Source organism: Embleya sp. NPDC050493 (assembly GCF_044458105.1).
Taxonomy (GTDB): Bacteria; Actinomycetota; Actinomycetes; order Streptomycetales; family Streptomycetaceae; genus Embleya.
Genome location: NZ_JBITHP010000027.1, coordinates 99730 through 122758 on the forward strand (window position 1 = coordinate 99730; position 23029 = coordinate 122758).

Here is a 23029-nt window from a genome sequence, read left to right on the forward strand (position 1 = left end):
GTTCCTATTCGGCGGGGTTCGGCTGGTGGACCGCCCGCTCCAGCAGGCCGAGGAAGGATCGGCCGAGCAGGCCGGTCTCGGCCGAGGTGAGCGGTCGGTGGCTGAGCAACAGGGCCTGGCCGTACAGTCCTTCGACCGCGGCCCGGGCCAGTTCGGGATCGTCGAGCCCGGCGATCCGGCGGACCAGCGGGTTGAGGTGGTTGAGCACGAGCCGGGCACGCGGGCCCTGGCCGCGCAGCGAGCCCAGGATTCCCGACCACAGGTCGTCGCCGCGGCCGGCCGCGTCCTGCTCGGCCTCGGCCCGACCGCGCTCGCCGCGCGCGTCCCGCCCGTCGAGCAGCAGCGCGGGCACGGTGACCGGCTGGAACGTGCGCAGCGATACATCGCACGAGAGCGGATCCAGCGCGGCCCGCGCATGCGCGAGGAAGTTCGCCGCCGCCAGTTCGGCGCTCGGGTCGATCGAGTCCAGGTGCGCGGTGACGGTGTCCGGGTCGAGTTCGGTGACGGTGGTGCCCGGGCGGATCTCGGCCAGCCGGTGGACCAGGTCCAGGTCGTAGGTGTAGCCGCCGTTGACCACGCCCAGCCCGGCCGCCGCCGCGATCGGCGCGACCTGGCGGTACTCCTCCACGGTCGGCGTCACGTGCACGACCGGGTGCCGGCGGGCGAACTCGTCGAGCGCGATCCGCCCGTCGGTGGTCTCGAACGGCAACCACGGCAGGACCAGCCGCAACAACTCGTCGTCGTGCCGGGCGAGCGCCTTCACGCCCAGGTGATGCACGCTCAGGAACCGGGCCAGCCGCGGCTGGTCGTGCGCGGCCAGCTCGGCCAGCCAGTCCCGGATGTGCCCGCCGAGCGCGTCCCGCACCCCGGCGAGCGACTCGTCGTCGTACAGGCTCTCCCGCGACGCGGTGGGCCGCAGCGTGTCGGTGTCCACGACGCAGCGCACGAAGAACGCCCAGTCGGGCAGCAGCCCGTCGGCGTTCTCGGTGAGCAACATGCCCTTGAGATGCACCCGGTGCTTGCCGCGCATCGCCGGGCTGACCGCCTCCGGCAGCACGAACGCCGCACCCCGCACGCCCGCGAGCGGCACGTCCAGGTCGATCACGTCCAGCGGGGTGAAGCCGAGTCGGCTCTCGCAGTACGCGGCGAGCGCGGCCCGGCGACGCTCCGACGTGGGGTACGGGCGGTCCCAGACCGCGGGGGTGTCGGTGATCGGCGTGTGCTCGCCGTCGGCCACGACGGTGACCGGATACGGCAGGAGCGCGCCGAAGTCGCGGGCGAGTTCGATCACCCGGTCCGCGGCGAACCACGACTCGCTGCCCCGACGCGGCGTCAGGAACACCGTGGTGCCCGGCTCTTCGCGCTCCTCGGGGGCCAGGGTGCGCACCGTGTAGCGGCCGTCGGCGCCGGCCTTCCATTCCACCGGCGGCGCGTCCGCCGCCTGGGCCGAGCGGGTGACCACGGTGATCTCGTCGGCGACCACGAAGCACGCGAGCAGGCCGATGCCGAACTGGCCGATGTAGTCGCGCCGGGCGCTCTCCAGCGCATCCCGCTTGGAACTGCGCCCGATGGTGGCCAGGAAGCGGTGCACGTCGGCCTCGGTCAGCCCGACGCCGGTGTCGGTGACCCGAAGGCCGCCGTCCTCCACGGTGATCGTGATCGCCGCGGGGGCCTGTGAGTCCGCGGCCCGCCGCGCGGTGACCGCGTCGACGCCGTTCTGCAGCAGCTCACGCAGGTATACCCGGGGGCTGGAGTAGAGGTGGTGCGACAACAGGTCGACCAGACCGCGCAGATCGACCTGGAAGGTGTGGTCTGCGGCGGTTATCGCGGCATCGTTCATGCGGACTTCGTCACCTCGGGGCAGGATCGCCGGCCGACATCCCGGCCGAGTGCTGATGGTACGAAACGGCGGGGACAGGCGGCGAATCACTTGTCCGGCCGCCGGTCCCCACCGATCCGGGTTCAGCGCTTGGGCGCGTCCACCGTCCGTCCGTCGCGCAGCGCCTGGAACAGCGCCTTCGCGCCCTTGTCGTCCCACAGCACGGTGGAGCCGACGTTCTTGACCTCGTATCCGGGGTTCGAGATCGGCACCGTGGTGGTGACCCCGTCGCCGCCGGACAGGCTGCCCATGTCCTTGAACAGGTCGTACAGGTCGAACAGGCCGGTGTCGTCGTCCACGGTCACCGCGCCGAGCGAGGCGTCGGCCACCGGGAACGCGCTGAACGGGTTGAGCAGGATTCCGGCCGACTTGGCCTTCTTCGCCAGCGCGCTGAGGAACAGCTGCTGATTCTCCATCCGGGCCAGGTCGGAGCGCGCCGGGTCGTAGTAGCGGGACCGCACGAAGGCGAGCGCCTGCGCGCCGTCCAGCGTCTGGCAACCGGCCTCCAGGTCCGCGCCGGACTTCTTGTCCTTGATCGGACCCTTGAGGCAGATGTCCACGCCGTCCATCGCGTTGACGATGTTGTTGAACCCGCCGAACCCGATCTCCGCGTAGTGGTCGAGCCGCATGCCCGTGGCCATCTCCACGGTGCGGGCGAGCAGCGGCGCGCCGCCCTTCTCGAAGGCCGCGTTCAGCTTGTTCTTCTGCGCGTTGACCGTCTTGCCGTTCTTGCTGAACGCCGGGATGTCCACGTAGGAGTCGCGCGGCAGGCTGATCAGCGCGGTGCCGCCCTTGCCCTTGTGCAGCAGCATCATCGAGTCGGTGCGCTTGCCCGGGGCCTTGCCGGTGTGCAGCTTCTTGCGATCGGTGGCGTCCAGGCCCTCGCGGCTGTCCGAGCCGACGATCAGCCACGTGGTGCCTTCGGACGCGGCCGGTCGGCCCTTGTAATCGTCCAGGACGTCCTCGTGCCGAATCTTCGAGTCGGCCCAGAAGTAGGTCACCGTGCCGAAGACCACCACGAGCGCGACGAAGACGCCGAGCCCGATGAGGATGCGCTTCTTCCAGTTGACCGGGCCGCGCGGACGCCGCGGCGGGCCGCCGGGACGACCCGGGCCGTCGGGACCGTCGGGCCGACCGGGGCCGCCGGGGCCCTCGGGGCCGGAGGGCCCGCGCTGCGGCGGCGGGCCCACCGGGGCGGGCGGTGCGCCGTGCGCGTCGGCGATCGGCGGCTGCGGCGGGTAGCCGTCCGCGCCGGGCGGGCGCTGCACGGGTGGCACGCCGGCCTGCGGCGAGTGCGCCGCGGGCGCGGGCGGATACCCGCCCGGCTGCGGCGGATACGCGTTCGGCTGCGGCGGATGCCCGCCGGGTGCCTGCTGCGGGTGGCCGCCGGGGCGGCTCGGAATCGTTCCCGGAGGGGGCTGCTGTGGCTGTTGGTCGCCATCCGCCCACCCCGGCGGCCAATTGTTCATGACACCGAAGCTTGCACCCGATCAGCCGCGAGGCAACCGAATGCCGATCTCATCGACTATCTGTTCCACAGTTGATGCTCACTTCTTACACGAGACCTCGTCACCGGATTTGGCGGAGTATGCCGGATTCGGCGTGGCACCGTCTGATGCTCACTTCTTACACGAGACCTCGTCACCGGATTTGGCGGAGTATGCCGGATTCGGCGTGGCACCGTCGGACGGCTGCTCGGTGGGCGCGCCGCCGATCCGCACCGGGGTCGCCCCCGCGTACGACGAGCCCGCGACCACCTCGATCGTCCGCCCCAGGCCGGTGACCGGCTCCAGGGTCGCGCCCGGCAGCGCGGCCTGCACCGTCTTGACCGAGCGGTTCCACCTGGGGTCGTACCGGATGATCGTGCGCACGCCGTCGGTCGAGGTCGAGGTCCGCGGCGGCCCGGCCATCGCGAAGCCCAGGCCCTTGAGGTCCTCGTGCGCGCGGGTGCCCAGGCCCGTGGCCTGCCCGCCGTTGTACACCTGGACCGAGATCTCGTTCGGCGCCACCTCCACCGACACAGGGGAGGGCGCGGGGGCGTTGGCCGGGCCCGGGGTGTCGGGCTTCTTCTCCGGCGTCGGCGCGATCAGGTCCTTGTCCTCGCGGATCGCCCGGAACAGGCCCGCGGCCTTGGCGTCGTCCCACAACACCGTCGAGCCCCAGTCCGGGACCTGGTGGTCGACGCTCTTGAGCGGCACCTGTGCGTAGGTGACGCCGGAATTGGACAGGTTCCGGAGCTTGCCGCCCAACTCCAGGAAGGACTGCGGGCTCATGCCCTCGTCCACCTTGATCGAGCCGAGCACCGCGTCCAGCACGTTCTTGAGCTTGAGCGGGTCGGTCAGCGTGCCGGACGACGTCGCCTTCGCGAGCACCTGGGTCATGAACTTCTGCTGGCGCTGGGTGCGGCCGATGTCGCCGGTCGGGTCGCTGGCGATGTACCGGGCCCGCACGAACTGCAGCGCCTTGACCCCGTCCAGCCTGCTGGTGCCCGCGGGCAGGTCGAGGCCGGACTTGGGGTCGCGCAGCGGCTTGGGCGTACACATCTCGATGCCGCCGAGGGTGTCCACGACGCTGACGAACGAGACGAAATTGACCTCGATGTAGTGGTCGATCCGGATCCCGGTGGCCTTCTCCACGGTGGCCACCGTGAGCGGCGGGCCACCGAGCGTGTACGCGGCGTTGATCTTGCCCTTGGACGGGCCGCGCTGCTCACCGGTGGCCTTGTCTTTGTGCGCCGGGAACTCCACGTAGCTGTCCCGCGGCAGGCTGGTGATGGTCGCGCGGTCCCGCTTGGCGTTGAGGTGCACGATCATCACCGTGTCGGTGCAGTCGCAGGACTCGCCGCCGGCGTGCAGCTTCTCCAGCGTGTCCTTGGAGATGCCGGCACGGTTGTCCGACCCGACGATCAGGAAGTTGAGGTCCTTGCCGGATCCGGTGTCCGGGCGGTTGTCCAGGCCCTTGAACGGATCTATCCGCTGGATCTTCCCGTCGAAGTGCTTGACCCAGGCCCAGCCGATGCCGCTGGTCGCCAGGATCGCCGCCGCGAGCACACCGGTGATCAACACGAGCCAATTGCGGCCGACGTTGCGCTCGTTCCGGTCCCCGTTCGCGGTTCTCGCCGAGGGTCGTCCGCCAGTCGTCGCCATGGGGTGCGGTGTCCCTCCTCGCGGACCGATCTCGTCCCGCCGTTCGCTGCGCACACCCTCCCGGCGCGCGTCGTGCGGATGTCCATCCGTACCCGCGTACACCCGAAGGACGCCTGGGCGGCCGACCACGGTTGCGGTGCTGCGCGTCGAACCACCGTAAAGCGGGATCGAGCGGGAACGGCCGCGGCACGCCGACGGCCGCGCAGGCAGGCCCGTCCGGTCGCCCGCTCGGTCGATGTCGGCCGGGCGGCCCGTTCGCAGTACGCTCCGAGGCGATGAATCCCACTGCCGACGAGCCCGCCACCCACGAACCTCCGGTTCGCCGAGCGGAGCCGCTTCCCGAAAAACCGCCCGTCTCCGTGATCATGCCGGTGCTCAACGAGTCCCGACACCTCGAAGAGGCCGTCGGTCGTGTGCTCGCGCAGGACTACCCCGGCGAGATCGAAGTGGTGATCGCGCTCGGACCGTCCACGGACGACACCGACGAGATCGCCGCCCGGCTGGTCGCGAACGATTCCCGCGTGCGCACCGTCCCCAATCCCACCGGCCGCACCCCCAGCGCACTCAACGCGGCGATCCGCGCCTCGCGGCACCCCGTGATCGTGCGGGTGGACGGCCACGGCATCCTGCCCGCCCGATACATCTCCACCGCGGTCCGGCTGCTCGCGGAGACCGGTGCCGCCAACGTCGGCGGGCTGATGCACGCCGAGGGCACCACCCCCTACGAGGAGGCCGTCGCGCGCGCGATGACCTCCAAGCTCGGCGTCGGCAACGCGCGCTTCCACACCGGCGGCGGCGCGGGGCCCTCCGACACCGTCTACCTCGGCGTGTTCCGGCGCGAGGTGTTGGAGGAGCTGGGCGGCTACAACGAGGAGTTCGAGCGGGCCCAGGACTGGGAGCTGAACTACCGGATCCGCGAGGCCGGTTACCTGATCTGGTTCTCGCCCGAGTTGGAGGTCTCCTACCGCCCGCGGCCGACCACCAAGGCGCTGGCCAAGCAGTACTTCAACTACGGCCGGTGGCGTCGGGTCGTCTCCCGGCACCACCAGGGCTCGGTGAACCTGCGCTACCTGGCCCCGCCGGCCGCGCTCGCGGCGGTGGCCGCCGGCACGGTGGTGGGTCTGTCCGGGCGCAAGGTCGGCTGGCTGGTGCCCGGCGGGTACGCGGCGGGCATCCTGGCCGGCGCCGCGTGGGAGGGCCGCGACCTGAGCCCGGGCGCGCTGGTGCGGCTGCCGGGTGTGCTCGCGACGATGCACGGATCCTGGGGCGCGGGCTTCCTGACCAGCCCGAAGAGCCTGGCCGATCGGGTCGAGGCGGGGACCGCGCAGCTCGAGGAGGAGTCCGGGTAGTCCGCTCCGTGCAGTGCCTCGTCGGCCCGGGTCGCCAGTGTGTGCGACTCGGGCCGACGTGCGTGTACGGGGTGGTGTGCGCCGCCCGATCGGCCCGACGCGCCGTCTTCCCGGCCGGAAACCGAGTCCTTTCGGTAAAGCCAAGTAACGTGGCCGCCCTGGTCACCGCTCGTCCCCGGTGACAGTCTGTGAACAGTCGGCACGGCCTTGGGAGACGACGGCGATGAGCGACAGGGACTCGGCTGTGGCCGCGGGAGTGGCGATTCCGGACGCCCGGCAGGCCGCGGAGGATCGTGGCTTCACCCCGCCCGCGCGGCTGCGGCGGCTGGTCGTCACCCACACGGAGGCGGGCGAGGAGCATGCGACCGATCCGGTCGAGGGTGCCTACGTGCTGCGGGTCGTGCCCGCCGAGACGGTTGCGGTGACCACGTCGGTCGAGGTGACCGAGACCGGGGTGGTGCGCTCCCTGCGCGTGCCGGTCGACCCGGTGCGCACCGCCCGACTGGCCGCCGCCCGGGCCGCGGTCGAGGCGCTCGACGGTGGCGGCGTGCTCAAGGGGCTGCGGCGGATCATGGCCCAGCGCGACCTGGAGGCGGTCCGGCGCACCCATCGTGCGGAGGCCGAACGGGACGCCGAGGCCTGGGCGCGGCGCTGCGAGCAGGCGTACGAGCCGTATGTGCGCGCGTTCGCCGCCGATGCGGAGCCGGTGCCCGCGTCCGCTCCGGTGCTGGGGATCGGGCCGACCAACACCGGCGGGCAGGGGCACGCGTGGGCCCGCGCGGTCGAGCGACACCTGCCGGGGGTGCGGGCCGAGGCGTCCGCGCTCAGTTCGGCGAACACCCCGGGCCATCCCAGCGACCAGGCGATCGCCACCGACGACTGGCTGTCCACCCGATGGCAGTTGGGTCGACTGGCCCGGGTGCTGGACCGCTACACACACGTGTTGGCGGAGGGCGGGATGCCCGCGTTCGGCCGACTCGGCGGCTCCTGGGTGGACACCGACCTGGCCGAGCTGCGGGCGGCCGGGATCTCGCTCGGACTGGTGCTGTACGGCTCGGAGGCACGCGATCCGGCGGCGCACCGGGCCCGGGTGGAGTTCTCGCCGTTCGACCCGCGCTACGAGCTGACCCACGCGCTACAGGCCAAGGTGGACCGGCTGTTGCCGATCCTGCGTGGCCTGGATGTGCCGACCTTCGTGGCCACGCCCGACCTGATCGCCGACGTGCCGGACGCGGTGTGGCTGCCGGCCGCGATCGACCCTTCGGCATGGCGGACCGACAAGCCCGTGCTGGCCCGCGAACGCCCGGTCGTGGTGCACGTGATGACCAGTCCGTTCCTGCGCGGCACCGCGCGGATCGAACCGACCCTGAACCGGCTGCACGAGATCGGCTTGATCGAGTACCGCCGCATCCTGAACCGACCGGCCGCCGAACTCCCGGCGCTGTTCGCGGATGCCGACATCGTGCTCGACCAGTTCGGGTGCGGTTCCTACGGCATGACGTCGTGTCAGGCGCTCGCGGCGGGTCGGCTGACGATCTGTTACCTGCACGAGTCGGCGACCGAGCATCTGCCGGCCGACCTGCCGATCCGCGGGGCCGATCCGAACTCGCTGGCCGAGGTGCTGGAAGAGGTGGTCGCCGAACCGGAGGCGGCCCGCGAACTGGCCGCGCGGGGCCCGGCGTACGTCGCCGAGCACCACGACGGTCGGCGCTCGGCCCGCGTCCTCGCCGATTTCCTGGGCGTGGCGGCCGAGTGAGCACTAGCGTTCGGGGGTGGCTATCGACCCGAGCGCGGATGTGGACGAGTCGGCGACCCTCGGCGAGGGCACCCGGGTGTGGCACCTCGCCCAGATTCGAGAGGACGCGGTCCTCGGCGCGAACTGCGTGATCGGCCGGGGCGCCTACATCGGGCCCGCGGTCCGGATCGGCGCCAACGTCAAGGTGCAAAACCATGCGCTGGTCTACGAACCCGCGGTCCTGGAGGACGGTGTCTTCATCGGCCCGGCGGTCGTGCTGACCAACGACATGTATCCCCGCGCGGTCACTCCGAACGGCCTGCTCAAGGGCGAACAGGACTGGCACACCCAGGGCGTGACGGTCCGTCAGGGAGCCGCGGTGGGCGCCCGCAGCGTGGTCGTCGCGGGCGTCACGATCGGCCGCTGGGCCCTGATCGCAGCCGGCGCGGTGGTCCACCGCGACGTCCCCGACCACGCCCTGATGGCCGGCGTCCCGGCCCGCCGCATCAAATGGGTCGGCCGCGCAGGCATCCCCCTGACCCCGACCGACGACGGCCACTGGCACTGCCCGCAAACCGGCGAACACTACACGGAACACGACGGCGAACTGACCCTGAACCCACCACCGGAGGGGTAGCCGCGCCTCGCCCGAGCGGCGGGCGCCTCCACGGCGTGGCAAGCCACCGAACGCCGCCTGCCGAACGGACTCGGCTGCCCCGCCCGGGCCCGTTCCGGAGTGCGTCGAAGCGGGCGCGTGCCGATCCGAGGGGGTCGGCGGAGCGGGTCCCGTGCCGTCACGATGCGCGAGCAGCGGTCGGCACCTCCGCAAATCTGCATGATGCCGCGCGTGCGTATGGCTGTCCGGGCCCGGATCGGGTGCGCGGTCGTCGGCACCGCCGGATCAGTCGACGTCGAGGGTGGCCTCGATGGTGTCGCCGTTGGGGTCGGGGGTGGGGCGGTGGTGGAGGTCGGCGCCGGCGGTGGTGAGGAGGCGTTGGGCGGCGGTGTTGGTTTCGGTCGTGCTTGCCACGATCCGGGTCGCGCCCTGGGACTTGGCCTCGGTGCGCAGGAGGGCGACGACGGCGTGGCCGATGCCTTGGCCGCGGTGGGAGCGGCCGATCCACAGGCCGGCCTCCAGGGCGTCGTCCGGGGCTTCCGGGGCGGGCTGGAGGCGGGCCGCGCCCACCACGCGGTCGGCGACCAGGATCGCGTAGGTGGTGGGGGTGGCCGCCCATTCGTGATGGAAGGCCAGGAAGGCGGCTCGGCGGTCGGCGGTCCAGCCGGGCGGGCCGGGTACGGCCGGCATCACCTCCGCCGGGTCGGCGTCGGCCACCGCGGCGTCCAGGAGGGCGGCCGTCAAGTCTTCGTCCAGTCGGCGCAGTTGCACCCGTGCGTTGTCCACCCCCGGAGCGTGTCCGTCTCCGGCGACCCACGTCAAACGCGTTGGCCCGCCCGCGGCGCCGACGGTCGTGCATCGGGCGCCCGACCGCACCCACCGGACGACCACGTCGCCGGTCGCGTCCCGTTGCGCCGGCTCCCCTCCCACCGACCACCACGGCACCCTCGACCTCGACCGGACACCACCCACCCACCCCACACCGACGCCTCCGCGCCCACGCACGTGCACCCGTACCCGCGACAGCACCCGCGCCGCCTTTCCGTAGCGCCCGCTCGCGCCGAGCCGCCCGGTTCACTTACCCGCCCACGCACCCGCGCTGCCCTTCCGCAACGCCCGCTCGCGCCAGGCCGCCCCGTTCACGCACGTGCACCCGCACCCGCGCTGCCCCTTCGCAACGCCCGCCCGCGCCGAGCCGCGCGGCCCGACCTTGTCCGCCCGGCTCGAATTGCCGACGGCCGCCCGCTCCTCCCCGTTCGGGAGGTGGCGGGCGGCCGTGGGGGTGTGGGTGGGGTTATTTGTTCTTCTTCGGCGCGCAGACGTTCTTGTCCGCCGTCTCCAGGTCGATGTTCTTCGGGGGATCGCTCGGCGGAGCACCCGCGACCGGGGGTGGTGTGGCGGGGAAGTCCTTGCCGATCAGGACCTCGAAGCGGGTCAGCGTCGTGGATGTGGTCTCGACCAGTGCGCCGTCCCCGAGGCCGGTCGCGGCGGCCAGTGCCTTCGCGGCGTCCAGCCTGCCCTTGGGATAGGTGATCGTGCTCGTCGGGTGGATCTTGCCGTCCCTGGCGTTGCCCGACGCGACCGCGACGAACTTGCGCCCGACCAGGTCCGCCGCGACCTCGTTGGCGCGCTTGTTGACGCCGCTGCCGTTGCGTACGTCGACCTTGACCGTGGCCGGATCCACCTTCGGCGCCTCGGGCGTCGGCGGGGCCGGTGGCTGCTCACTCGCGGGCTTGTCGTCCTTGGTGACGGGCGTGTCGTTGCGCAGCATCGCCATCAGGTTGTTCGCCTCGGGCTGCTTGGGCTGCACCTTGGCCTTGGGCTGCGGCGGGTATTCCTCGATCGGCAGCGTGGTGAACGCCATCCGCTTCTCCGGGACCTTCTTCAACTGGTTGCCCAGCGAGATCAACTTGTCCACGGCGCCGAGGCCCTTGTCCACCGTCAGCGACTCCACCGCGATGTTGGCGATCTTGAACATGCCCTCGACGTTGGTCAGCGACGCGCTGCTTTTCAGCTTGCGGGTGAGCGCCATCAGGAACGCCTTCTGCGCCTTGATCCGGGCCAGGTCGCTGCCGTCGCCGAAGGCGTGCCGCGCGCGCAGGAACTTCAGCGCGGTCTCGCCGCTGAGGTTCTGATCGCCGGCGGCGAGCTTGAGGTCGGTGCCGCCCTGTCCGTTGGGCAGTACCGGGTCGTTGATCGGCTCCGAGATGCACATGTCCACGCCGTCGACGGCGTCGGTCATCTTCTTCACGCCGGTGAAGTCGATCATGATGTAGTGGTCCACCTGGACGCCGAGCATCTTGTCGACGGTGGAGACCGTGCACGGCGGACCGCCGTTGGCCAGGCTCTCGTTGAACGACTGGGGCCCGTTGGACGCCGGGTAGGTCTTGCCGTCCACGACGCACTTGGGAATCTGCACCATGGTGTCGCGGGGGATGCTGACCAGCGTCGCGTTGCTGCGGTCGGCCGAGACGTGCATCAGGATCGTGACGTCGGCGAGACCCTCGGTGTGCTCGGCCGCGCCGTACTTCTTGCCGAGACCCTTACGGCTGTCGTTGCCGATCAGCACGATGTTCAGCGGCTTGCGCCCGAACGCGTCCTCCTCGGCCTTGGGGACGCCCTCACTGCCCGCGTTCTTCGCGGTGGTGGATATTTTGCTGTCGAGGTACTTCTTGTACCCGTACGCGGTACCGGCCAGCACCACGAGCAGGCCGACCACGGAGATGGCGATCCACTTGAGCCGCTTCTTGACCTTGCTCTTGGGCGGCCCCTCGCTCCGCGCACCGCTGCGGGCTCCCGCGCGTCCGGCGGGAGCGCTGCCCGCGCGCTCCCGGCGCCGAGGCGGGCCGTCGTCGGCGTCCCGACCGGACGCCGCGGCCACCGCGGACGGGCGTCGGCCCTCGGGGTTCGCGGCCCGTGAGCGCGGCCGGGCGGCGCCGGAGCCGTCCGAGCCGGAACCGGCGGCGGGAGCACCGGCGGAAGCGCCGCCCGAACCGCCCGCGGATCCGGCGCCGGGGCCGCCCGGCGCCCGCAACTCGAAGCTGCCGGTGTCCGGGTTCATCACCCACATGTCCGCGACGTCCGCGTCGTCCATGCCGCCCAGGGGATCGTTGTCCCCGGGGGTGCCACGGTGCGGCCCGTTCCCTCTGTTCACGCCGAGATTCCCTCCGGCTGTATCCGCCGCACGGTCCCCCCGGGCTGTGCTCGGTCCTGATGGGCGACACCGGGGTTCCGGAGGCATCCGCACGGAACCCGACGGTGATACGTGATGGTCGGTTTGGAAGCAGCCACCATAACCGGCGAGAACTCGCCATGGTCACCGAGACTGCGAAGTCCTGACACTCGGATCATCGGAAAAGGTACGAAACCCTTCACCGACGGTTCCGGATCCGCTGTCGGTCGATCGTTGTTCGATCGATGGGGGTCGCGGACGGGCGCTTTCGTGCGCATCCCATCACGACCCCCTTCGAACGTGCCTGCGTGTGTTACTGCTTCTTGCGCGGAGACGCGCACTTGGTGTTGTCGGCCGTCTCCAGGTTCAGGTCGGCGGCCTTGGGCGGTTCCGGCGTCCCACTCGGGCCGGCGCCGGCCGAACTCGTCGGGGTGCCGCCGCCCCCGGGGCCCGCGTCCGGAAGATCGGCCCCGATCAGCAGCTTGATCGTGGTGTCGCCGGGACGGGCCACCTCCAGGGCGGTCTCCGGCAGGCCCAGCGCGGTCGCGATCGCCTTCGCCTGATCCGCACTGCCGTCGGGGTAGGTGATCCGGCTGTTGGCGTGTTCCCGGCCGTCCGGCATGGTCGTCCCCGAAGTGGCCTTGAAACCCTGGCGCTTGAGGGCTTCCACCACCGGGGTGATGCGCTTCTTCTCGGTCCCGGTGTCCACCGTCACCCGGATCCGGGCCGCGTCGCTCGGCGCGATCGTCGGAGGGGGCGGAGGCGGCGTCGTGGCCACCGGCGCGGGCGGCGGATCGGTCGCCCCGTCGCCCGTGGTCAACGGCCGGTCGGCCCGGATCGCGGCCCACAGGTTGTCCGCGGCCGGGCGCAGGGGCTGGACCTGGTCCGGTGCCGGTCGGTAGGTCTCGGTCGGCAGCGTGGTGAACGCCATCCGCTTCTCCGGCACCTTCTTGATCTCGTCGGCCAGGTCGATCAGCTTGTCCACGCCCGCCAGGTCGTTGTCCACCGTGAGCGCGCTCACCGCACTGTTCGCGATCTTGAACATGCCGTCCACGTTGCTCAGTTTCGCGTTGCTCTTGAGTTCGCGTGCCAGCGACATCAGGAAGACCTTCTGCGCCTCGATCCGGGCCAGGTCGCTCCCGTCCCCGAACGCGTGCCGGGCGCGCAGGAATTGCAGCGCGTCGTTGCCGCTCAGGTTGTTCGGGCCGGCCGGGAGGTCCAGCCCGGTACCGCCACGCTCATTGGACAGGACCGGGTCGTGGATCGGCGCGTCGAGGCAGATCGGCACCCCGCCGACCGCGTCCGTCAGATTCCGGACGCCCTTGAAGTCGACCTCGATGTAGTGGTCGATCCGGACCTGGAGCATGCGGTCCACGGTGGCGACCGTGCACGACGCGCCGATGCTGCGGAAGCTGTCGTTGAACTGGCCGAACCGGGCCTCGGTGACCTTCTTGTCCTTGCCCTTGCCGATCTCGCAGCGCGGGATGTCCACCATCGTGTCGCGCGGGATGTTCACGAGTGTGGCATTGGAACGGTCGGCGGACAGGTGCATCAGGATCGCCACGTCGGCGAGTCCCTCGTGCCCCTCCGCGCCGTAGCGCCGCCCCTCGCCGATCCGGCTGTCGTTGCCGATCAGCAGGATGTTCATCGGACTTCGGCCCTGGTCGTCCTTCGCCGCGGCCGGTGGTCGATTGCTCTTGTCGGCGGTGATCTGGGTGTGATGCAGCTTCCCGTTCAGGTACCGGATGTACCCGTACGCGCTGCCGGCCAGGATCACCAGGATGCCGACCACGGAGATCGCGATCCATTTGAGGCGCTTCTTCACGGTGCTCTTTCTGCGTATGCCCCGCCGGTCGGGTGCCCCGTGCTCCCCGGCCTCCGTATCCGCGTCCGTGCCCATGTGACGAGCCCCCTCCGGCAACGTGCCGGGTCACCGCCGATCCGCGGCGACCCGGCCCTCCCTGTGCGGTGTCGATGCAATCAGCCCGCGCACACGTCCTGTTCCGCCGTTCGTCCCGAAACGGTGACGATCGGGCCCGTGTTCGCGGCCGAGGTCGGTTCGGCCGACGGGGTGCCGCCGCTGGTGGATGTGGGGTCGGTCGTGGAAGTCGACGAGCCCGGTGTCCCGGTGTTCGCGGGCGACCGGGTCCCGGTCCCCTTGTCGGTGCCGCTCGAACCCGGTGCGGTGGGTGTGACCGTCACCCGGTCGCCGTTCTCGTCGATCCTGGTGCGGGTGGACGCCGTCGGCGTCGCCGCCTGCTCGATCCGCACCTCGCCGTTGTTCTCGAAGCCGTTCTCGTCCTTGCCGCTCACCGCAGCGCCGACCGCGACCCGGTCGAGGCGGATCGCCTCGAACAGGCGGTCGGCCTGGGGCTGGACCAGTTCGTCCCGGTTGATGTCGAACCGGTACGGCTGCCGCGGCACGGTCAGGAACGCGACCCTGTCGTTGGGGATCCCCTTGATGCTGTCGGACAGGTCCATCAGATCCCTAAGCGAACTCAGTCCCGGGTCGGCGGTGATCGACCGGGTGCCGGCGTCGAGGAGGTTGTACAACTTCCACGGCTGGGTCAGCATGTCGCCGACCTTGACCTTCTTAACGAGCGCGGCCAGAAAACGCTGCTGGCGAGTCATCCGCTGGGTGTCGCTGCCGTCGTCGACGTTCTTGCGGGCGCGGACGTACCCGAGCGCCTGCTCGCCGTTGAGCCGTTGCCGGCCGGCGGGCAGGTCGAGCTTGGCGGCGGTGTCCCGCATCGGCTGACTCAGGCACACGTCGACGCCGTCCACCGCGTTGACCATCTCCTTGAAGCCGGAGAAGTCGATCACGATGTGGTGATCGACGCGGACCTTGGTCATCTGTTCGATGGTCTTGATCGTGCAGGCCGCGCCGCCGATCTCGAACGCGTGGTTGAACTGGTCGCGGTAGGCCCGCGACTTGCTGCCGTCCTGACGCACGCACGAGGGAATGTCGACCATCAGGTCGCGCGGAATGCTGACCGCCACCGAGCTCTTCCGGTCGGCGGCCAGGTGCAACAGGATCGTGGTGTCCGAGCGCTTGGTGCCCTCGCCGATGTCGCCGTACTGCTTGTTGTCGCCGCTGCGGTCGTCCGAGCCCAGCAGCAGGATGTTCGTCGCGTCGTGCGCGACGACCTGCGGACGTTCCTGCTCGGGACCCAGCTTCGCGGTCAGGTCCTCGGAGGTGATGTTGCCGTCCAGCTTGCGGTAGATCGCGTACACCGCGATGCTGCCGGCCACCAGGCACAGCGCCACGGTGACCGTGACGCCGATCAGCACCCGCTTGTACACCCGCCGGCGTCGATTCCGCCGGGAGAGCCGATCCGGCGCCGCGGCCTCGCCGGCGGCGGCCATCGCGGCCACGGCGGCGGCGAGCGGCTCCTCGGAGCCGGCGGCGGCGGGCGCGCCCTGCTGCCCGGCGGCGGGCGGCGGGCCTGCCTCGGCCTGTGCGCCTGCTTCGGCCTGTGCGTCTGCCTCGGCCTGTGCGTCTGCTTCGATCTGCGGACCCGCTTCGGCCTGCGGATCCCCCTCGGTCTGCGGACCCGCTTCGGCCTGTGCGCCCGCCTCGGGTATCTCCGCCGCCGGTATCTCGGCCGCGGGTATCTCGGCCGCGGGTATCTCGGCCTTCGGCCCACCCGGCTCGGCCGGTTCCGCCTCGGACGCGCCCGCCTTCGCCTCGGCGTCCGCCCCGACCCCGGCAGCCGGCCCGTCCGCGGCCGGGTCAGCCGGGACCGCCGGGACCGCCGGGTCAGCCGGCTCCGCGGCGGGAGGCCCGTCGGCGGCCGGAGCCGGGTCGGCCGCGTCCGCGCCGGGAGCCGGATCGGCGTTCGCCGCGTTCGGCCCATCCGTCTCGGCCGCCGCGGGTCCCGGAGCCGATGTCTCGGATTCGGTCGGAGCCGCGGGTGCCGTCTCCGGGCTCGCGTCCCGACCGGATTCGGCCTGCTTGCCGGCCCGTTCGCTGTCACTCACGTCGTGTCTGCTTCTTTCCCCAGGGCGCCCAACGCCGATCAAGAGCGACGAACCGCGCGTAGAGCGGCCGTTATCTGTGATAGACGTGCTGCCACTGCCCCGAGTTGCGTGTGCCCATCCGCCTGTGACGCAGGTCACCGAATGAAGGCGCAACACGTCACGGCGGAGCGGCCCGCGTATCGGCGAGCACGCTACCGTGCGCCACCACATCCGTCGCCGCCGAGGCGGGACGCCTGTGGACGAATGGGGTGATGGGGCGTCAGTTCGCCTTGCAGATGTCCTGATCCGCGTTCCGGGTGTCGGCCCTGACCGAGGTCTTCGCCGATTCGGCCGGCGCGGCGGTGCCGCCGGCGACGGCGACACCGGCTGCCGGGGCGGCCCCGTCCGCTTGGCGGGTGGGCCCGTCGGACGCGACGTCGATCGAGGGTGTCGCCCCCGGTGCTGCCGCCGGATCCGGTTTGCGCCGACCGTCCAGAGGCTCGTCGTGGTCGATCGCGTCGAACAGGCGTCGGGCGTCCGGCTGGACCAGGGCGACCCGGTTGTTGTCCTCCGGCGGGTTGTACACCGGCACGTGCGCGAAGGTGATGTCCCTGGTCTCCAGGTCCTGCATCCCGCGCGCGAGGTCGACCAGGGCCGCCACCGAGTCCAGGCCCTCGTCGGCCCGGATCGACTTGGTCAGCGCGTCGGCCAGGGCGAAGAGCCGGGACGGGCTGGAGAGCGTGTCGCCGTTGCGGATCTGCTTCACGAGCGAGGCCACGAACGCCTGTTGGCGCTTGATTCGTCCCAGATCGCTGCCGTCCCCGCCGAGCCCGAGGTCGTGGCGCAGCCGGACGTAGTCCAGGGCCTCCCTGCCGTGCACCTTGCGGCGGCCGGCGGACAACGTGATGTTGCCCTCGCGGTCCTGCACGGTCCGGGGCAGGCAGATCTCCACGCCGCCCACCGCGTCGACCATGCCCTTGAAGCCGGAGAAGTCCACGATGATGTGGTGGTCCACGCGCATGTCGGTGATCTTCTCGACGGTGTTGCGCGTGCACGCGGCGCCGCCGAGTTCGAACGCCGAATTGAACATCACCCCGCGCTGCTCGACGGAGCGCACGCCGTCCCTGGTCACACACGAGGGCACGGTGACCAGCAGGTCGCGCGGGATGCTCATGACCACCGCGTGCTCGCGGTCCGAGGACAGGTGTACGAACAGCGTGGTGTCCGAGCGTTCGCCGTTGTCCCCGCCGCCGCCCAGCGCGCGGTTCTCGCCGGCCCGCGAGTCCGAGCCGATGATCAGCAGATTCATCGGCTTGCCCTTGCCGTTGCCGCCGACCGCCGGGCGATCGGCGTTGAGCTTGCCGTCCACCGCGTCGGTCTCGAGGTTGCCGTTGAGCCGTTGGTACGCGACATAGGCGGCCGAGACGCCGGTGAGCAGGATCAGCGAGATGCCGACTCCGATCGGCAGGAACACCTTGCGCCGCCGGTTGCGCTTCTTGCGCGCCCGGCGCGCGGCGGCCCGACCGGAGCCGGATTCGACCGGCGCGGCAGGCGCGGACTCGTGGGTCGCGGACGGCTTCTCGGGCGCGGCGGGCTCGGCCGCGCCCTCGGGCCGGTACAGGTGATCCCACGTATCCATGAACCCACGCCTCCCCGCCTGCTGAGGGACCGCCGGGCACGGCACTACGGGCGGTCGTGGCCACGAAAGCGCAGCACGACCCGTCTTGTCATGGCCTAGTCGGCGGAACGGGTGACGGCGCGGGTGACCCGCTCGACCTCGATTCGCCGCTCCAGCAGGGATTCATCCAGGTGACGGCATACGACCACGGGGACCGACGCGGCAAGCGGCGCGAGCACGCCCGCCCGCAATCCACCCGTTCGGGCGAAGCTCAAAGAGGTGAGCAGGCGATCGCCCGGAACCAGCTTCCACTCCCGCGCGGCGGCCTCGCCCGTCTCCGCCAACGCGCTGGCCGTCCACTCGCGTCCGGCCTCCGAGAGCGCCGGGGCATCCGCGCGTACCGGACCCTCGGGGACGAACCGGTCGCCGTGTCCGGCCACTTCGGCCGCGTAGTCCAGGAAGCCGGCCGGCGGCGCGGGAAAGCGCCCGCCCATCGGCCGCAGCGCCAGGGCGACTCGCTCGCCCGGGCAGGTCGCCGCACGATCGAGGGTGTCCGGGCCGGACACCACCACATCGGCGTCGGCGGGATCGCCGTCGAAGCTCACCACCAGGCCCAGCGACCAGGCCGCGAGCAGCCACACCTGGGTCTGCCAGTGCGCGGGCAGCAGCAGCGACACGCGTGCGCCCGGCTCGACCGCGAGGTCGTCGCGCAGCAGGTTCGCGGTCTTGGCGACCCAGTTGTCGAACGTCGCGACGGAGAGCTCGACCCGCTCGCCGGTGGCGTCGTCGTAGAAGGTGGTGAAGGGCCGCGCGGAGTCGGCGGCGAGCGCGATGCGCAACTGATCGACCGGGGTGCTGAGCATGCTCCCAGCCTATCGAGCCGACGGATCGATGGCGCAAATGGGTGTAATTGCCACATTTCGTACGGGAAATCGGTGCCGTGCGGGAACCGGTAGAGCTCGACCGCCCACAATGGAGGGCCCGCCTGTGTACACCAGAATCGCGTTGTCGATCGCCGCCCTCGCCGTACCCGCCGTGCTCGTCGGACCACCCGCGCACGCCGAGGACCGGCCGAGCACCCCCGGTTCGACGGTGACCCTCCCGTTGACCGGCATCGAGCAGGAGCCGGACGCCGGCGCGCCGCGCGTGGGCCGGACCGAGGTGCTCACCACCGAACGCGGCACCCCCGCCTACTCGTTGCTCGGCGTCACCTGGGCCGACCCGGGCGCCGGCGCACGAATGGCGGTGCACGTGCGCACCCGGACCGGCGGAGTGTGGAGCTCGTGGCACGAGCTGCACGCCGGCATCGACGGCACCGACGAGGTCCAAGGTGGTGCGCGCGGCGGCACCGAGCCGTTCTGGGCGGGCCGGTCCGACGGCATCCAGGTCCGCGTGGGCGTGCTGGACGGCGTGTTGCCCAAGGACCTGCGCGCCGAACTGGTCGACCCCGGCGAGTCGATCCTGGACCGCATGCCACCTCGCCCGACCCTGCCCAACCGCACCGACGGCCGCGCGGTCAAGGGCCACGCCGACAAGCCGGCGATCGTGGCCCGCGCGGACTGGGGCGCCGACGAGTCGCTGCGGGACGCGAAGTTCAAGTACACGAACACCGTGCGAGCCGCGTTCGTGCACCACACCGCCGACGGCAACGACTTCCCGTGCAGCGACTCGGCCAAGGTGCTTCGGTCGATCTACCGCTACCACGTCAAGACCAACGGCTGGGCCGACGTGGGCTACAACTTCCTGGTGGACAAGTGCGGCACGATCTTCGAGGGTCGCGCCGGCGGCACCGACAAGCCGGTCCTGGGCGCACACACCCTCGGCTTCAACACCGACAGCATGGGCGTCGCCGCGATGGGCACCTACACCACCGCCGCGCCGCCCGGACGGATGCTGATCGCCCTCTCCCGGGTGATCGCGTGGAAGCTCGGCCTCGACGACCGCAATCCCACCGGCAAGGTCACGCTGACCTCGTCGGACAGCGGCAGCCGCTACCCCAAGGGCACGACCCACGCATTCGACGTGATCTCCGGCCACCGGGACGCGTTCAACACCGAGTGCCCCGGCCAGAAGCTCTACGACCAACTACCCGCGATCCGCACCGACGTGGCGCTGCGGGTGGGGTGAGCAGCGTCGGCTCCGCCGACCGGACCGCCCGCGGTCTTCGCGCCGACGAAGACCGCGGGCGTCTGCCGACGCGCCGCCCGCGATCCGTACCGACGCGGCCCGCGCGTGGGCCGAACTCCCGTTCGCGCTCGGCGGTCAGGCGCCCTTGTCGACGATCTCCCGGAGCCGTTCCACCAGCGGCTCCACCACCGCCTCGGGGACGAAGCGCTCGCGGGCGAGCGCGACCGCCGCGGCGCGCAGCCGGGCCACCTCGGCCGGGTGCTGGGCCAACCGGCGCAGTGCGTCGGCCAGGGCATCCGAATCGCCCGGCGGGACGAACAACCCCGCCGGCCCGAACAGTCGGCGCTGCGGCGCGGTGTCCGAGGTGAGCACCGCGCACCCCGCCGCCGCACCCTGGAAGACCTTGTTCGGCACCAGTCGCAGCGCCTTGGCGCCGGTGCCGAACACGCCCAGGCACACGTCGTGCGCCGCGACCAGGCGCGGCAACTCGGCCTCCGGAACCCAGGTCCGCCAGGTCACCCGCGGTGCGTCCGGGCCGACCAGGTCCCGGGTCCGCTGCGCCTGCAACCCTCGACCGATCATCGTCACCGCGATCGGATAGCCCTCCAACCGACTCAGCGCGGCACCGATCACCGGCGCGCCCTGCACCGGCGAGTACAGACCGAACGAGATCACCCGCAGGTCCTCACCCGGCCGGAAGTCCGGCACGAAGTCCACCGGCAGGTCCGCCGCGACATCGCCGGGTCGGGCATCGGACGCCGGCTCCGTGCCGGAGCCCGGCCCGCCCGCCGCCAACGGCGTCCGATCGGTGCTCGCCCGGCCCGCGTCGAACCACACCGGCGCCGCCCCGATCGGCACCACGACCGCCCGATCGCGATGCCCGGGCAGGAGCACCCGGCGGTGCTCCTCGGTGTCCACCAGCACCAGCCGGGCCGCGGCGATCGCGGCCTGCTCGATCCGGTCGACCTTGCGCAGTTCGGCCTGCGCCGACTGGCCGAGCCGATCGGCCACGTCGTCCACGCTCTCCAGGTGGTCGAGCACGAGCGGTACACCCGGGAACAGCCGACGGGCGATCTGGATGTCGAGCCGACCCTGATAGCCGACGATCACCACGTCCGGACGCGGCGCGCGGCGGGCCTTGGCGACCAGTTCCGCGATGCACCGGGCGTGCCGTATGCGCTGGCGGGGGATCCCCGGATGGGCCGCGGGGGGCGGGACCATCGGCCCGGCGTCCATGTGTCCGAGGGGAACGTTGCAGGTCACCACCTCGATACCGTGGCGCCGCAAGCCCTCGATGAGGATTCCCACCCGGGGGTGGACGGTCGTGTCATAGGTGCCGAACGCCATCACCCGCATAGGTGAAGTCTGCTCTGCGCACATCGGGGCAAAACCGGGAAGGTACCGTGGCGGTCCCGACCCGGACCGCGAGGAGAGCCAGTTGCACCCGAGTGCCCGCCACCGCGTGTGGCGTCCGGGCTTCCCGCTCGACCTGCGGCTGACCCTGGGCCAACTGCGCCGCGGCCACAGCGACCCCACGTACCACGCGGGCACCGACGGCTCGGTGTGGCGGACCTCGCGCACGCCGGACGGGCCGTGCACGCTGCGGCTGCTCGACCGTCCCGGGACCGGCGAGGTCGAGGCGAGCGCGTGGGGTCCCGGCGCCGGATGGCAGCTCGACGCACTGCCGGCCCTGCTCGGCGCCGAGGACGAACCGGATGCCTTCGTCGCCCGGCACCCGATCGTCCGGGACGCCGAACGCCGGTTCGCGGGCCTGCGGATGCCGCGCACCACGCTGGTGCTGGCCGCGCTGGTGCCCTCGATCCTGGAGCAGAAGGTCACCACGATCGAGGCGCGCCGGGCGTTTCGGCTGCTGCTGGGCAAGTACGGCGAGGCGCCGCCGGGGCCTGCGCCGACCGGCCTGCGGGTGGTGCCCGACGTTCGTACCTGGGCGCTGATCCCGTCCTGGGACTGGGTCCGGGCCGGCGTGGACGGGCGCCGCTCGCGCACCGTGATGGCGGCGGTCCGGGTGGCCGGCCGGCTGGAGGCGACCACGGGCGTGGCCCACCCCGAGGCGGCCCGACTGCTGCAATTGGTGCCCGGGATCGGGATATGGACCGCGGCCGAGACCATGCAGCGCTCGCACGGCGACGCGGACGCGTTGTCGGTGGGCGACCTGCACCTGCCCAAGACCATCGGCTACGCGCTGGCCGGACACGCGGTCGACGACGCGGGAATGCTCGAACTGCTCGCCGGTTACCCCGGACACCGGCACCGGGCCGCGCTGTTGATCCGCATGTCGGGCGTGAAGGTCCCGCGCCGCGCACCGCGGTACGGACCGCGTCGGCACTTCGTCGGCAAGGCGTTGTAACCAGGCCTTGTGAAGCAGGCCTTGTGAACCAGGCGTCGCGAACAAGGCTTTGTGAACAAGGTGTTGTGAGCGGGCGTCGTGAACCCGACCCCGACCCCGATCCCGACCCCGACCGGGGACGCCACGTTTGTCGGCGGAGGGCTCGGGCAGCCGTTCGGGTGAAGGACCCGGCTGTGCAATCTCGCAGCAGGAACCGACACCGAGAACGAGGAGGAAGTGCTCGTGACGACCGTCCAGCACTCGATCGACGTGGACGTGCCGGTCCGCACCGCGTACAACCAGTGGACCCAGTTTCGGGAGTTCCCGCAGTTCATGAGCGGGGTCGAGCGGATCGAACAACTCGATGCGACGCACACCCACTGGGTTACCCGAATCGCCGGAGTGACCCGGGAGTTCGACGCCGAGATCACCGAACAGCGACCCGACGAGCGGGTCGCGTGGAAGACCGTGGACGGCCCGCATCAGGCGGGCGTGGTCACCTTCCACCGGCTCGACGACGTGCACACCAGGGTGATGCTCCAGATGGAGTTCGACCCCGAGGGTCTGGTCGAGACGGTGGGCGACAAGCTCGGCTTCGTGCGTGGCCGCACCAAGGGCGACCTCGAACACTTCAAGGTGTTCGTGGAGAAGCGGGGCCATGAGACCGGTGCCTGGCGCGGCGAGGTCGAGCCGCCCGGCAGCCACGGTTCCGCCGATCTGCCGCAGACACCGCCCCCGCCCTATGACGGTCCCGAAATGTCGCCGAACCCCGGACGCACCGGAGCCCCCGGCGGCGGACACATCCCGCCGCCGCGTCCGCAGGCCCCGCCGACCGTCGGCGGATCCTCGGTCGGAGGCTACTGACGCGGCGTGACGCCCCCGGACATCGGCCGGACATCGCTTTCGACCCGTCGTCGGCAGCGGTGTGGGCCCGCCGAATCCGGGCAGGCAGCGCCACGCGGCAGAGTCCGTGCACAAAGGGGTGGGGGGGCCCGCGCATATTAGTTGGGGCGCCCCCCCCCACGTTGAGGTGGCGCGGCGCGCCGCGCCCCCCCAACAACACGGCCGCCCCCCGGGGCG

Annotated in this window: 15 protein-coding genes and 1 pseudogene; 6 read left to right on the forward strand and 10 right to left on the reverse strand. The window is 71.6% G+C overall.

The features are described from left to right. Positions 1-4 precede the first annotated feature (4 nt). The 3 genes from ACIBM5_RS36970 to ACIBM5_RS36980 all read right to left on the reverse strand — a co-directional run bounded on the left by ACIBM5_RS36970 (position 5) and on the right by ACIBM5_RS36980 (position 5025). The gene (locus tag ACIBM5_RS36970) at positions 5-1840 is read right to left on the reverse strand and encodes an HSP90 family protein (RefSeq protein ID WP_396011097.1); all 1836 of its coding nucleotides are present in this window, start codon (positions 1838-1840) and stop codon (positions 5-7) included. A gap of 122 nt (positions 1841-1962) precedes the next feature. Beyond that, positions 1963-3348 carry an LCP family protein gene (locus ACIBM5_RS36975; RefSeq protein ID WP_396011099.1) on the reverse strand — a complete coding sequence of 462 codons (1386 nt, stop codon included), beginning with the start codon at positions 3346-3348 and terminating at the stop codon, positions 1963-1965. Positions 3349-3498: 150 nt separating this feature from the next. Beyond that, positions 3499-5025 carry an LCP family protein gene (locus tag ACIBM5_RS36980; RefSeq protein WP_396011100.1) on the reverse strand — a complete coding sequence of 509 codons (1527 nt, stop codon included), beginning with the start codon at positions 5023-5025 and terminating at the stop codon, positions 3499-3501. Between the two features lie 275 nt (positions 5026-5300). Between ACIBM5_RS36980 and ACIBM5_RS36985 the strand changes: the two genes are divergently transcribed. From ACIBM5_RS36985 to ACIBM5_RS36995, 3 genes are all read left to right on the forward strand, one after another. Continuing rightward, positions 5301-6374 (forward strand): glycosyltransferase family 2 protein, encoded by a 1074-nt coding sequence (locus ACIBM5_RS36985; RefSeq protein ID WP_391586829.1) that lies wholly within the window; start codon positions 5301-5303, stop codon positions 6372-6374. Positions 6375-6597: 223 nt separating this feature from the next. Then, complete coding sequence (locus tag ACIBM5_RS36990; protein WP_396011101.1) at positions 6598-8130, forward strand: glycosyltransferase; 1533 nt, start codon at positions 6598-6600, stop codon at positions 8128-8130. 22 nt (positions 8131-8152) lie between these two features. Continuing rightward, positions 8153-8746, forward strand: coding sequence for an acyltransferase (locus tag ACIBM5_RS36995; RefSeq protein ID WP_396011144.1), 594 nt, complete (start codon positions 8153-8155; stop codon positions 8744-8746). A gap of 264 nt (positions 8747-9010) precedes the next feature. Here ACIBM5_RS36995 and ACIBM5_RS37000 read toward each other — a convergent pair whose 3' ends face one another. The 6 genes from ACIBM5_RS37000 to ACIBM5_RS37025 all read right to left on the reverse strand — a co-directional run bounded on the left by ACIBM5_RS37000 (position 9011) and on the right by ACIBM5_RS37025 (position 18338). Further along, positions 9011-9511 (reverse strand): GNAT family N-acetyltransferase, encoded by a 501-nt coding sequence (locus ACIBM5_RS37000; RefSeq protein ID WP_396011103.1) that lies wholly within the window; start codon positions 9509-9511, stop codon positions 9011-9013. A gap of 508 nt (positions 9512-10019) precedes the next feature. After that, entirely contained in the window at positions 10020-11879 is a 1860-nt protein-coding gene (locus ACIBM5_RS37005) for an LCP family protein (protein ID WP_396011104.1), read from the reverse strand. A gap of 331 nt (positions 11880-12210) precedes the next feature. Continuing rightward, the gene (locus tag ACIBM5_RS37010) at positions 12211-13722 is read right to left on the reverse strand and encodes an LCP family protein (protein ID WP_396011105.1); all 1512 of its coding nucleotides are present in this window, start codon (positions 13720-13722) and stop codon (positions 12211-12213) included. Between the two features lie 155 nt (positions 13723-13877). Next, the gene (locus ACIBM5_RS37015; RefSeq protein WP_396011106.1) at positions 13878-15878 is read right to left on the reverse strand and encodes an LCP family protein; all 2001 of its coding nucleotides are present in this window, start codon (positions 15876-15878) and stop codon (positions 13878-13880) included. Between the two features lie 259 nt (positions 15879-16137). After that, on the reverse strand, positions 16138-17496 hold the full coding sequence (locus ACIBM5_RS37020) for an LCP family protein (RefSeq protein ID WP_396011107.1): 1359 nt from the start codon (positions 17494-17496) through the stop codon (positions 16138-16140). Between the two features lie 95 nt (positions 17497-17591). After that, a complete protein-coding gene (locus ACIBM5_RS37025; RefSeq protein ID WP_396011109.1) occupies positions 17592-18338 on the reverse strand; it encodes a TIGR03089 family protein in 747 nt (248 codons plus the stop codon). A 124-nt stretch (positions 18339-18462) separates the two neighbouring features. Between ACIBM5_RS37025 and ACIBM5_RS37030 the strand changes: the two genes are divergently transcribed. Continuing rightward, complete coding sequence (locus tag ACIBM5_RS37030; protein ID WP_396011110.1) at positions 18463-19602, forward strand: peptidoglycan recognition protein; 1140 nt, start codon at positions 18463-18465, stop codon at positions 19600-19602. A 135-nt stretch (positions 19603-19737) separates the two neighbouring features. On the opposite strand, the gene ACIBM5_RS37035 is transcribed toward ACIBM5_RS37030, so the two are convergent. After that, positions 19738-20958, reverse strand: coding sequence for a glycosyltransferase (locus ACIBM5_RS37035; protein WP_396011111.1), 1221 nt, complete (start codon positions 20956-20958; stop codon positions 19738-19740). Positions 20959-21040: 82 nt separating this feature from the next. On the opposite strand from ACIBM5_RS37035, the gene ACIBM5_RS37040 reads away from it, so the two are divergent. Beyond that, positions 21041-21970, forward strand: coding sequence for a DNA-3-methyladenine glycosylase family protein (locus tag ACIBM5_RS37040; protein ID WP_396011112.1), 930 nt, complete (start codon positions 21041-21043; stop codon positions 21968-21970). A 222-nt stretch (positions 21971-22192) separates the two neighbouring features. Beyond that, positions 22193-22636 (forward strand): annotated as a pseudogene (locus ACIBM5_RS37045) (SRPBCC family protein); the annotation flags it as partial. Positions 22637-23029: the final 393 nt, after the last annotated feature.